The organism is Micromonospora sp. NPDC049101 (assembly GCF_040648675.1).
Taxonomy (GTDB): Bacteria; Actinomycetota; Actinomycetes; order Mycobacteriales; family Micromonosporaceae; genus Micromonospora.
In genome coordinates, this window is record NZ_JBEZED010000019.1 from 53,162 (window position 1) to 65,612 (window position 12,451).

The window sequence follows — 12,451 nt, forward strand, 5'->3', positions numbered from 1 at the left end:
CCGGGGCGGTTCAGCGCACCGCGGTGTCCTCCCCGGCGGTGAGCCGCGCGATCGGGGCGGGCGGGGCCGCGGCCGGAAGGTCGACCCGAAGCAGCGCCCCACCGCGGACGGAGCGGGCGACGGTGGCCCGGCCGCCGTGGGCGTCGACGACCCGCTGCACGATCGACAGCCCCAGACCGGATCCCGGCAACCCCCGGGCGCTGTCGGCACGGTAGAACCGGTCGAACACCCGCGGTACGTCGGCAGCGTCGATGCCCGGCCCGGCGTCGTCGACCACGAGCACCGCCGACGCGCCCTCGGCACGGAGCCGGACCTGGACCGGCTGGTCCGGGGGAGACCACTTGCCGGCGTTGTCGATGAGGTTGAGCACCGCCCGTTGGAGCGCAGCGGGACGCCCGCTCACCCACACGGAGGTCACGTCGAGCGCGACCAGGATGTCGGGCACGCGGGAACGCGCCCGGGTCGCGGCGGCCACCACCACGTCGGCGAGGTCGAGCAGCTCGGTGCTCTCGTCGCTGACGTCACCGCGCGCCAGGTCGGTCAGCTCGGCGGCAAGGGTGCTCAACTCGGCCACCTGGGCGCCGAGATCGTTGAGCAACCGAGTCCGACTCTCCGCCGGCAGTGCGTTGTCCAGGGTGCCGCGCCGATCGAGCCGGATCAGCAGCTCGACGTTGAGGCGCAGGCTGGTGAGCGGGGTCTTGAGCTCGTGGGCGGCGTCCTCAGCGAGCAGCCGCTGGGCCCGCCGGGAGTCCCGGAGCGCGGTGAGCATGTCGTTGATCGACTGGATCAGCCGCCGTATCTCCCCACCGCCCTCATCCGGGATGTCGGCGTCGAGATCCTGGGTGTGCGCGACACGTACCGCGGCGGCGGTCAGCCGATCGATCGGTGCCAGCCCGGTCCGCGCCACGGTCCGCCCGACAAGGGCGCCGCCGACCACGCAGAGCAGCCCGATCAGCAGCATGCCGAACCCGAACTGGTTGATTGGGGTGTCGTCGGCGAGGTCGGCCACCTGGACCCCGCCGTCGCCCGCCCGCAGCGTGTAGATGCGGTAGCCGTCGTTCCAGTCGGTCGACTCCAGCAGGTCGTTCGACGCGCCCTGCGCCACGCGCCTTGCAGGCTCGCTGACCGGGGGCAGCGCGGGTTGGCCGGCCGGCGTCCGGGTCGAGCCGTCGGACAGGATGACCCGCACCAGCCGACCGGATCCGGGATACGGCGGTAGCTGGACCTGCGCCAGACCGGCGTGCTGCGCGTTCGTCGCCAGGACGAGGGAGTCGGCGCGCAGCTGTTCCTCGGCGGTGTCCCGCAGCTTCCCGTCCATCAGCTCGCTGGCCACTTGGAAGGCCACGAACACGCTGACCGCGATGGCTGTCGCCGAGATCACCGTCAGCCTGGTCCGCAGGGACCGCCGGCGCCACCACCGGGTCAGCCGGCGCGGTTCCCGGCCGGCGGGCCTGCTCACGGAGGAGTCTCCCGCAACGTGTATCCCAGGCCGCGCAGCGTGTAGATCAATCGCGGCTCACCCTCGGCCTCCATCTTGCGGCGCAGGTAGCTCACGTACACCTGGAGGTTGTTGGCGGTGGCGCTCATGTCGAAGCCCCAGATCGCCTCGAACAGCGCGTCGCGGGTCAACACCCGGGTCGCGTTGCTCACCAGGACCTGCAGCAGGGAGAACTCGGTCCTGGTCAGGCGCAGCGGCCGCCCGCCACGCCACGCCTCGAACCTGTCGGGATCGACCCGGACGTCGGCGTACGACAGGATCTGCGACTCCCCGTCGCCCGGCGTGCGCCGGCGCAGCAGGGCCCGCACCCGGGCCAGCAACTCCTCGGTGGCGAACGGCTTGGGCAGATAGTCGTCAGCGCCAGCGTCCAGCCCCGCGACCCGGTCGGAGACCTGGTCACGGGCGGTCAGCATCAACACCGGCAGATCCCGACCCGCCGCCCGCAACCGCCGGCAGGTCTCCAACCCGCCGAGGCGGGGCATCATCACGTCGAGGATCAGCAGATCCAGCGTGTCACCGCCGGCCCCACCGACCCCGTCGAGCACGGCGAGACCGTTGGCGACGGTGCTGGTGTCGTAACCCTCGACCTGGAGCACCCGCTCCAGCGACTCACGGATGGCCGCGTCATCATCCGCGATCATGATCCGCACGCCGGAGCGCCCCCTTCCAGTCGATGCTTTTGCCGCTCACTGTCCCCGATCAACCTGAGGCCAGGATTAGAGCGTCGCTGGGGGCCAGACACGGTCACGGGCGCTCGGCGTCCCCAGGTGGCTCCCACGCCCAACCCTGACGGCCTGGAGACGGCACGATCATGGTCCAGTGGCCTTCCGGACCACCTCAGGTGCAGGTCAGGCCACCTGCGGTCCCTACTTGGCGTTGAAGTAGCTCGCCTCCGGGTGGTGGACCACAATCGCGTCGGTGGCCTGCTCCGGCATCAACTGGAACTCCTCGGACAACTCCACGCCGATCCGCTCCGACCCGAGCAGGTCCACGATCTTCGCCCGGTCCTCCAGGTCGGGGCAGGCCGGATAGCCGAACGCGTACCGGCAGCCCCGGTAGTCGTTGCGCAGGATCCCCGCCAGGTCCGTCGGGTCGTCGTGGCCCAGCGGACGGCCGTCGGGCAGCGTCATCTCGGCCCGGATGCGCCGGTGCCAGTACTCGGCAAGAGCCTCGGTGAGCTGCACGGACAGCCCGTGCACCTCCAGGTAGTCGCGGTACTCGTTGCGGGCGAACAGCTTCGCCGCGTACTCACTGACGGGTTGACCGACGGTGACCAGTTGCAGCGCGACCACATCGAGCTGGTCGCCCTTGGGCCTGAAGAAGTCCGCCAGGCAGAGCCGCCGCTCCTGCCGCTGGCGGGGGAAGGAGAACCGGGCGCGCTCCGCGTGCCTGTTCTCGTCGAGCACCACCAGGTCATTGCCTTCGGAGTACGCGGGGAAGTAGCCGTACACCACGGCTGCCTCCAGCACCTGGTCGGCGATCAGCCGGTCCAACCAGTACCGCAGACGCGGCCGACCCTCGGTCTCCACCAGCTCCTCGTAGGACGGACCGTTGCCGCCGCGGGCGCCGTTGAGCCCCCACTGCCCGCGGAAGGTGGCCCGCTCGTCGAGCAACGCCGCGTAGTCGGCCATCGGCACGCCCTTGACCACCCGGGTGCCGAAGAACGGCGGGGTGGGCACCGCCACGTCCGCGGCCACGTTGGAGCGGATCGAGGAATCGTGCAGCTCCGGCAGGGACTCGGTGACCATGGACCGCTGCCGTTCCCGGCGGGCCCGCCGCGCCGCCAGGGCCGCCTCGCGCTCCGGGTCGATCACCGGCGCGCCGCCGCGCTTGGCGGTCATCACCTTGTCCATCAGGGACAACCCCTCGAAGGCGTCCCGCGCGTAGTGCACCTGCCCGGGGAACATCGACCGCAGGTCGTCCTCGACGTACGCGCGGGTCAGCGCCGCCCCACCCAGCAGGACCGGCCAGCGCTCCGCGACCCCGCGGGTGGCCATCTCGGCCAGATTCTCCTTCATGATGACCGTGCTCTTCACCAGCAGCCCGGACATGCCGATCGCGTCGGCGCGGTGCTGCTCGGCGGCCTCCAGGATGGCGCTGATCGGCTGCTTGATGCCGATGTTCACCACCTCGTAGCCGTTGTTCGACAGGATGATGTCGACCAGGTTCTTGCCGATGTCGTGCACGTCGCCGCGCACGGTTGCCAGCACGATGCGGCCCTTGCCGCCGTCCTCGGTGGCCTCCATGTGCGGCTCCAGGTAGGCCACCGCGGTCTTCATCACCTCGGCGGACTGGAGCACGAACGGCAACTGCATCTGACCCGAGCCGAACAGCTCACCGACCACCTTCATGCCGTCCAGCAGGATGTCGTTGATGATCGACAGCGGGGACCGACCGCCGGCCATCGCCTCGTCCAGGTCGGCCTCCAGGCCGGTACGCTCCCCGTCGATGATCCGCCGCTTGAGCCGCTCGTCCAGCGGCAACCCGGCCAACTCCTGCGCACGGGTGGCCCGGGCGCTGGTCACGTCGACGCCCTCGAAGAGCTCCAGGAACCGCTGCACCGGGTCGTACCCCGGGCGGCGCCGGTCGTAGACCAGGTCCAGTGCGACCTCGCGCTGCTCCTCGGGGATCTTCGACATCGGCAGGATCTTGCTGGCGTGCACGATCGCGGAGGTCAGGCCGGCCTGCACGCACTCGTGCAGGAACACCGAGTTGAGGACCTGCCGGGCAGCCGGATTGAGCCCGAACGAGACGTTCGAGATGCCGAGGGTGAAGTTGACCCCTGGGTAGAGCCGGGCGATCTCCCGGATCGCCTCGATGGTCTCCAATCCGTCGCGGCGGGTCTCCTCCTGGCCGGTGGCGACCGGGAAGGTCAGCGCGTCGATCATGACGTCGGACAGGTCCATCCCCCACCGGCCGGTGAGGTCGTCGATGGTGCGCGAGGCGATGCGGACCTTGTCCGCCGCGGTGCGCGCCTGCCCTTCCTCGTCGATGCACATCACCACCACGGCGGCACCGTGCTCCCGGATCACCGGCATCACCCGCCCGTAGCGGGACTCCGGGCCGTCGCCGTCCTCGAAGTTCACCGAGTTGACCACGCACCGCCCGCCGAGCATCTCCAGCCCCGCCTCGATCACCGCCGGCTCGGTGGAGTCCAACATGATCGGCAGGGTGGAGGCGGTGGCGAACCGGCTGGCCAGCTCCCGCATGTCCTGCGTACCGTCGCGGCCGACGTAGTCCACGCACAGATCGAGCAGGTGTGAACCGTCGCGCGCCTGGCTGCGGGCGATCTCCACGCAGGCCCGCCAGTCGGCGGCGAGCATCGCATCCCGGAATGCCTTGGACCCGTTGGCGTTGGTCCGCTCCCCCACCATCAGCACGGACGCGTCCTGGGCGAACGGCACCGGGTGGTAGACCGAGGAGACGCCCGCCTCGTGCCGCGGCTCACGGGCCGGGGCGGTGACGCCGTGCAGCCGCTCGGACAGCACCCGGATGTGCTCCGGGGTGGTGCCGCAGCAGCCGCCGACGAGCCCCACGCCGTACTCGGTGATGAACCGCTCCAGGGCCTCGGCCAGCTCCACGGGAGTCAGCGGGAAGTACGCCCCGTCGGCGGTCAGCACCGGCAGGCCGGCGTTCGGCATCACCGACAGCGGGATGCGGGAGTGCTGCGACAGATACCGCAGGTGCTCGCTCATCTCGGCCGGGCCGGTCGAGCAGTTGAGCCCGATCAGGTCCACGCCGAGCGGCTCGATGGCGGCCAGGGCCGCACCGATCTCGCTGCCCACCAGCATGGTGCCGGTGGTCTCCACCGCCACGTGACAGATGATCGGCACCGACTGACCCAGCTCGGCCATCGCCCGCTTCGACCCGACCACTGCCGCCTTGACCTGGAGCAGGTCCTGACAGGTCTCGATGATCAACGCGTCCGCGCCACCGACGATCAGACCGGCGGCGTTCTCCTGGTACGCGTCGCGCAGGGTCGCGTACGGGGCGTGCCCGAGGGTAGGAAGTTTGGTGCCCGGCCCGATCGAGCCGAGCACGAACCGGGGCCGCTGCGGGGTGCTGGCCGCGTCGGCGGCCTCCCGGGCGATGCGCGCGCCCGCCTCGGACAACTCCCGGATGCGCTGCGGGATGTCGTACTCGGCGAGGTTGGCGAGGTTGGCGCCGAACGTGTTGGTCTCCACGCAGTCCGCGCCGGCGGCGAGGTAGGCGTCGTGCACCCCACGCACCACGTCCGGCCGGGTGACGTTGAGGATCTCGTTGCACCCTTCGAGGCCGTCGAAGTCGTCCAGCGTGAGGTCCGCGGCCTGCAGCATCGTGCCCATCGCACCGTCGGCGATGAGAATCCGGTCGGCCAGCACATCCATCAACGAAGTCCGCACCCGTTCAGGTTAGTGCGGCATCCCCTCCGCCCAGCACCCCTCGGCGCCCGATCCCAAATTGTGTCAGCGGGATCACCCTGTCCGGTTCATTCGTGTATGACCGGGCCTCCGGGCGGCCGACCGGCGCGGCCGACAGGCCGTACCCTCGGCTGGCACGTAGGCTGACGGACGTGAAGGACAACAGGGACGCCGCCGTGCCCCACGGTATGACGACCGGGCGCCATCCCGGCGCCGGCCGCGACGAGCAGGGTGAGGTGACGGCGTGACCGAGTTCGACGGACTGCCGGTGCTGCGGTCCCCGGTGGCCATCGCCGCGTTCGAGGGCTGGAACGACGCCGCCGACGCGTCCACCGCCGCGGTCGAGCACCTCGAGCAGGTCTGGAACGCCCGGCAGATCGCCGAGTTGGACCCGGAGGACTTCTACGACTTCCAGGTCAGCCGGCCCACCATCACCATGGCCGACGGGGAGACCCGTCGGGTGGAATGGCCGACGACCCGGTTCATGGTGGCCAGCCCGGAGGGCACCGAGCGCGACGTGGTGCTGATCCGCGGCATCGAGCCGAGCATGCGCTGGCGGACGTTCTGCGAGCAGGTGCTGGAGATCTGCCACAGTCTCGAGGTGGAACGGGTGGTGCTGCTCGGCGCGTTGCTGGCCGACGTTCCCTACACCCGGCCGCTGCCGATCAGCGGCAGCGCCTCCGACGCGCAGGCCGCCGAGCGCTACCAGCTCACCCCCACCCGCTACGACGGGCCGACCGGCATCGTCGGCGTGCTGCACGACGCCTGCACCCGCGCCGAGGTGGACGCCGTGTCGTTCTGGGTGCACGTGCCGCACTACGCCAACAACCCGCCCTGCCCGAAGGCCACCCTCGCCCTGCTGCACCGGGTGGAGGAGGTCGTCGACCTGCCGGTGCCGATGGCCGACCTGGCCGAGGAGTCCGCCGAGTGGGAGCAGCGGGTGCGCAGCGCCGCCGAGCAGGACGCCGAGCTGGGCGAATACGTCCGCGAGCTGGAGGAACGGGTCGGCGACGAGGGAATCACCCCGCTGACCGGTGACGAGATCGCTCAGGAGTTCGAGAAGTACCTGCGGCGCCGGGGCGGTTCGGCCGGCCCCACCGCCGGCTCCTGGTAGCACCGCCTCCCTGCGGGCCCTCGGTTTTCTGCGGCTCTCGGTCTTCTGCGGGCCCTCGGACCTTTCGTGGTTCGAGGGCCCGTTTTCGCGTGTCCGGGGTGGCGCCGTCACACCCTCTACGGCATCCTAGGAACCTAGATGTGATCAAGGAGGTGGGTGTGCAGATCAACCCCGGGGCCGCCGAGTTCCCGCACCGACAGATCGCCGCGCAGCTCAAGGCCCAGGTCCGCCGCGGCGACTGGGGGCCCGGCGAGCGCCTGCCGTCCATCCCGGCCATCGCCGAGATGTTCGGCGTCGCCAAACAGACCGTGCAACGCGCCGTCGACCAGCTGCGGGTCGAGGGCATCCTGATCACCAAACCCGGCTCCGGTACGTTCGTCCGGGGCACCCGCCGCCGACTCAACCGCCTCTCCCGAGGCCGGTACGGCGGCTTCCGCGGCTACCACACCGACCTCGCCGCCCGATACCGCCAGCAACTCGTCTCGGTCGGTCGCGCCCCCGCCCCCGCCGAGGTCGCCGACGCGTTCGGGGTGCCCGACGGCACCGACCTGCTCTGCCGCCGACACCTCGTCCGCACCGACGACTCCCCCGTGGAGGTCGGCGCCTCCTGGTTCCTGCCCCGCGACACGACAGGCACCTCGCTGGAGCGCGCCGAGGCGTTCGGCCGGCCCCTCTACCAGGAGGCCGAGGAGGCCACCGGGCGGCGCTACATCTCGGCCACCGACACGATCAGCGCCCGCCAACCCAGCCGGGAGGAGGCCGAGACCCTCCAGATCCGGCCGGACACCCCCGTGCTGCACCTGCTGCACGTCGCCTACGACGCGCACCGCAAGCCGATCGAGGTGGCTCAGGCCACCTGGCCCGGCCCCATGACCACCCTCACCGAGGAATACAAGATCCCCGGCCCGGCCCCCGACCCAGAGCCCGACCCCGGCCTGGTCCTGGGCTAACCCGACCCGCCCGGCCTGCCCCACCCGGCCTGCCCCGCCGATCTTGCCCCGCCCCGCCCTGGCCCGCCGTTCTTGCACATACTGTCGCCGCCATGCCCCGTTCTGCCCCCTTCCGGGGGACAGAAACCGCAAGATCCGCACGGAGACGGCGGGCTACGGGATGCGAGGGCTCGTCCTCCCTCGACCGCCGCGTCGATCATGGAGTTGTGGTGCCTCACGAAAGGTGCCTAGCACCACGTACCAGGCACCACAACTCCATGATCGACGGGTAGAGGTGGGCTAGGTGGGCTGGGGGTGAGGCCGTTTGGTTGAGCTGAGCGGGCTGGCATCGTTGCGTCTATACCCTCGGTGTATATACTGCGGGTGTATTGATCGATGGTCGGGCATTCCGGTCCCGGCGTCGAAGGACCTCAGGAGGTAGATCGATGTCAGCCGTGAAGCCTGTCGGTGGACGGGGAATGACGCGCCGTGGCCTGGTCGGAGCCGCACTGGTGGCCGGGGTCGGCGTGCCTCTGGGCATTGCCGGCCACGCCACGGCGGCCACGGCCAACCCCGGCCCGGACCGGCTCACTCTGCCCCTGCCGACCGGGCCGTACCGGGTGGGAACGGTGCCGCTGCACCTGGTCGACAGGTCACGGCCGGATCCGCTGGCCGGTCCGGGGCGACACCGGGAGCTGATGGTCAGCGTGTGGTATCCCGCCCGGGACGTGCGCCGGTACCCGCGTGCCCCCTGGATGACCCCCGCGTCGATGCGCATGCTGCTGGACTCCGCCGGGTTCGCACCCGACGCCGTGCTGTCGCCGCTGACGGCTGGGCGCGAGGGCGCCCCGGTGCGGCACGCGGGCCAGCGGCTGCCGGTGGTGCTGTACTCGCACGGTGCCGGCAGCCACCGCTCGGACACCACCATCGTGGTGCAGGAACTCGCCAGCCACGGGTACGTGGTGGTCACTGTGGACCACACCTACGACGGGTTCGGCGAGTTCCCCGACGGTCGAGTCACCGTCCGGGAGGACGACTTTGATTCCACCCCGTGGACATACACCCGCGACGCCCGATTCGTCCTCGACCAGATCGCCGAACTCGCCGCCGGGCGCAACCCCGACGTCGACCACGCGCCGCTACCGGCGGGGCTGGGCGCCGCCCTCGACCTGAGCCGGATCGGCATGTTCGGTTGGTCGAAGGGCGGCACCGCGACGGCCCTGACCATGGGCACCGACCGGCGGGTCCGGGCAGGGCTGAGCATCGACGGCCCGATGGTGTCGCAGCCAATGCCCACCACCGACCTGTACCGGCCGTTCATGCTGATGACGGCGGGGTACACCCGGGCCACGGAGCCCGCCGTCGCCGATTTCTTCACGCACCTGCGCGGATGGCGGCTCAACGTCCACGCCACGGGGGCGATCCACTCGTCGTACGGCGACAACCAGTGGCTGATGCCGCAACTGGCACGGGTCGTCGGGATGAGCGACGAGGAGCTGATCGGCTGGATCGGCACTCTGGACCCCTCCCGCGCGGTCCGCATCGGGCAGGCGTACCCGCTGGCGTTCTTCGACAGGCACCTGCGGCACCGGGGCGGCCATCTGCTGCGCGGCCCGAGCCGGTCCTTCCCCGAGGTGACGTTCATTCCGTGACGGCCCCGGAGTGATCGACTCGGCTTCCTGGGAATCGGCGGGTCGCGCCGTGCAGGACACCGCGACTTCCTGAAAACCGGGTCGATCACTTCCGGGGGCGGCGAGGGGTGGGGTGTTAGAGGCGGACTCCCAGGAGGGCGTCCACGGTGTCCGCGAAGAGGGCCGGGGCGTCGGTGTCGTCGGCGGTGCCGGCGAGGGTCGCGTCGGCCCAGCGGTCGGCCGCCGCCAGTGCTCCGGGAGTGTCCAGGTCGTCGGCGAGGCGTGCGCGTACCTCGGCCAGCAGCTCAACCCCGGACGGCCCGGCGGGCGCGGCGGCGGCTTGCCGCCAACGGGCCAGGCGCTCCTGCGCGGTGGTGAGCACCTCGTCGGTCCAGGTGCGGTCGCTGCGGTAGTGCCCGGAGATCAGTGCCAGCCGGATCGCCATCGGGTCGACCTTGTCGGCGCGCAGCCGGGACACGAAGACCAGGTTGCCGCGGGACTTGGACATCTTCTCGCCGTTGAGGCCGATCATCCCGGCGTGCACGTAGTGCTCGGCGAACGGCGCCTGGCCGGTGAGCCGCTCGGCGTGTGCGGCGGAGGCCTCGTGGTGCGGGAACAGCAGGTCGTTGCCGCCGCCCTGCACGTCGATCCGGTCACCGAGCAGGTTCAGTGCGATCACCGCGCACTCGATGTGCCAACCCGGGCGACCCGCGCCCAACTCCCCGCCCGGCCAGGACGGCTCGCCCTCGCGGGCGCCGCGCCACAGCAGCGGGTCCAGGGGGTCACGCTTGCCGGCCCGGTCCGGGTCGCCGCCGCGCTCCGGGAAGATCTCCAGCATCTGCGCACGGGTCAGGTTGGACTCGTAGCCGAAGCGGGGCGTGGCGGAGATGTCGAAGTAGACGTCGCCGGTGCCGTCGTCGAGGCGGTACGCGGCGCCGTCCTTGACCAGCACCTCGACCTTGTCGGCGATGTCCGGGATCGACTCGACCGCGCCCACGTAGTGCGCCGGCGGGATGATCCGCAGCGCCTCCATGTCCTCCCGGAACAGCGCCGTCTCGCGCATCGCCAGGACCACCCAGTCCTCGCCGTCGCGGGCGGCCCGCTCCAGCAGCGGGTCGTCGATGTCTGTGACGTTCTGCACGTAGCGCACCGGACGGCCGGCGTCGCGCCACATCCGCTGCACCAGGTCGAACGTGATCATGGTGGCGGCGTGGCCGAGGTGGGTGGCGTCGTACGGGGTGATGCCGCAGACGTACATGTTTCCCGCGTCGGCCGGCTCACTCGGGTGGACACCCTGCCGCGCCGAGTCGTACAACGCCAGCGGCTCGCCCCTGCCCGGCAGCCGTGGCACCTCGTGTCCCGCCCAAGACTCCATGGGATCAGCCTAGCCAGCCCACCCACGACGCCGGAGCGTCCCACGGGTGATCAAGATGACAGCGGGTCACATGGGCGGCCAGGGCACCGCGGGCCAGTCCTCCGGTGGCTGCGGGAAGCGGCAGGTCTCCCGCAACCTGTCGATCCGGGACGCCAACTCGGTCACCTCGCTGATCGTCAGGTGGTCGGCCAGCTCCGCGCCGAGCGACCCGGCGACCTGCCCGGCGAGCCCGTCGAGCATCTCCACGGCGTCCGGGGGCAACTGCTTGCCGGCCCAACCCCACAGCACCGTACGCAGCTTGTCCTCCACGTGGAAACTCACCCCGTGGTCGACCCCGTAGATCCGGTCGTCGGCACCGACCAGCACGTGACCGCCCTTGCGGTCGGCGTTGTTGATCACCGCGTCGAGCACGGCGAGACGGGCCAGCCGTGGGTCGTCGGAGTGGGCGAGGGCATACGCGGTGCCGTCGTCGTCGCGGGCCGCGGCGATCGGGAACCAGCGCGGCGGCAGCTCGTCGGCCGGCACGAAACCGACAAGCGGCTCGGTGTCCTCCGGCTCGTCGATCCAGAGCTGGCAGGAGCCGGGGCCGAACGGGCCGTCACGCAGCACGGTGGGCGGCACCAGGCCCCAGCCGGTGGCCCGGGAGACCAGGTACGCCGAGACCTCCCGGCCGGCGAGGGTGCCGTCGGGGAAGTCCCAGAGCGGGCGCTCACCGCGGACCGGCTTGTAGACGCAGCGGGCGGTGGCCCCGTCCAGGGTCAGGATGCCGCGCAGCGTCGTGTTCGACGCGTCGACCAGCCGACCCTCCAGGTCGAGGGTGCCGTCACGCAGCAACCGCAGCGCGGCGTCGCCGTCCTGGCGAGGCTGGAGGCCGGACGAGGTCACCGGTGATAACCGTTGTGCCGCGGGCAGAGGTGCCCGGCGGGGTCCAACGGTTGGCCGCAGAGCGGGCACGGAGGCCGACCCGCGTTGACCACTCGCCGGGCCCGCTCGATGAACTGACGGGTCGCCTGCGGGGTGAGCCGGACCCGGAGCCGGTCGAGGTCCTCGTCCGGCTCGTCGTCCTCGACATCGTCGTCGTCGGCGTCCTCGTCATCCTCGTCGCCCAACTCGACCTCGGGCTCCACCTCGCCCGCGGCGATCGCCTCGATCACCACGGTCGCGGTGTCCACGTCGAAGGCCAGCCCGAGGGTCCCGACCCGGAACTCCTCGTCGACGGGCGTGTCCAGTGGCTCGTTGTCGCCGATCACCGGGGCCAGCTCGGGCAGGTCCACCCCGAAGCGACGTTGCGCCTCGGTGAGCAGCTCCTCCAGCTTCTCGGCGAGCAGGGACACCTGAACCTTCTCCAGCGCGACGCTGACCAGCCTGCCGCCGCCGCGGGCCTGCAGGAAGAACGCGCGCTCCCCCGGCGGCCCGACAGTCCCGGCGACGAACCGCTCCGGCGGTTCGAAGGCGTGCACCTGGTGGGTCATACCCACGACCCTATCCGGCCCGCCACGGCACC

The 12,451-nt window shown here is 71.2% G+C and carries 9 protein-coding genes; 3 read left to right on the plus strand and 6 right to left on the minus strand.

Annotation, left to right across the window (positions count from 1 at the left end; translation table 11 throughout):
* Window positions 1-10 precede the first annotated feature (10 nt).
* The 3 genes from AB0B57_RS24445 to metH form a co-directional block, all read right to left on the minus strand.
* Window positions 11-1,459 carry a HAMP domain-containing sensor histidine kinase gene (locus AB0B57_RS24445; protein WP_357074097.1) on the minus strand — a complete coding sequence of 483 codons (1,449 nt, stop codon included), beginning with the start codon at window positions 1,457-1,459 and terminating at the stop codon, window positions 11-13.
* Window positions 1,456-2,148, minus strand: a complete 693-nt coding sequence (locus AB0B57_RS24450) for a response regulator transcription factor (protein ID WP_357074099.1) — start codon at window positions 2,146-2,148, stop codon at window positions 1,456-1,458. The genes AB0B57_RS24445 and AB0B57_RS24450 overlap by 4 nt, the downstream gene beginning before the upstream one ends.
* Window positions 2,149-2,364: 216 nt before the next feature.
* Complete coding sequence (gene metH / locus AB0B57_RS24455; protein WP_357074102.1) at window positions 2,365-5,880, minus strand: methionine synthase; 3,516 nt, start codon at window positions 5,878-5,880, stop codon at window positions 2,365-2,367.
* A 262-nt stretch (window positions 5,881-6,142) separates the two neighbouring features.
* Here metH and AB0B57_RS24460 point away from each other — a divergent pair, with 262 nt between their 5' ends.
* The 3 genes from AB0B57_RS24460 to AB0B57_RS24470 all read left to right on the plus strand — a co-directional run bounded on the left by AB0B57_RS24460 (window position 6,143) and on the right by AB0B57_RS24470 (window position 9,593).
* Complete coding sequence (locus AB0B57_RS24460) at window positions 6,143-7,012, plus strand: PAC2 family protein (protein WP_357074105.1); 870 nt, start codon at window positions 6,143-6,145, stop codon at window positions 7,010-7,012.
* Window positions 7,013-7,170: 158 nt separating this feature from the next.
* Window positions 7,171-7,962, plus strand: a complete 792-nt coding sequence (locus AB0B57_RS24465) for a GntR family transcriptional regulator (protein WP_357074388.1) — start codon at window positions 7,171-7,173, stop codon at window positions 7,960-7,962.
* 458 nt (window positions 7,963-8,420) lie between these two features.
* Entirely contained in the window at window positions 8,421-9,593 is a 1,173-nt protein-coding gene (locus AB0B57_RS24470) for an acetylhydrolase (protein WP_357074108.1), read from the plus strand.
* 115 nt (window positions 9,594-9,708) lie between these two features.
* On the opposite strand, the gene mshC is transcribed toward AB0B57_RS24470, so the two are convergent.
* From mshC to AB0B57_RS24485, 3 genes are all read right to left on the minus strand, one after another.
* A complete protein-coding gene (mshC, locus tag AB0B57_RS24475) occupies window positions 9,709-10,947 on the minus strand; it encodes a cysteine--1-D-myo-inosityl 2-amino-2-deoxy-alpha-D-glucopyranoside ligase (protein WP_357074111.1) in 1,239 nt (412 codons plus the stop codon).
* A 66-nt stretch (window positions 10,948-11,013) separates the two neighbouring features.
* Window positions 11,014-11,832 (minus strand): SCO1664 family protein, encoded by an 819-nt coding sequence (locus AB0B57_RS24480; protein WP_357074113.1) that lies wholly within the window; start codon window positions 11,830-11,832, stop codon window positions 11,014-11,016.
* A complete protein-coding gene (locus AB0B57_RS24485) occupies window positions 11,829-12,419 on the minus strand; it encodes a DUF3090 domain-containing protein (protein ID WP_357074116.1) in 591 nt (196 codons plus the stop codon). The genes AB0B57_RS24480 and AB0B57_RS24485 overlap by 4 nt, the downstream gene beginning before the upstream one ends.
* Window positions 12,420-12,451: the final 32 nt, after the last annotated feature.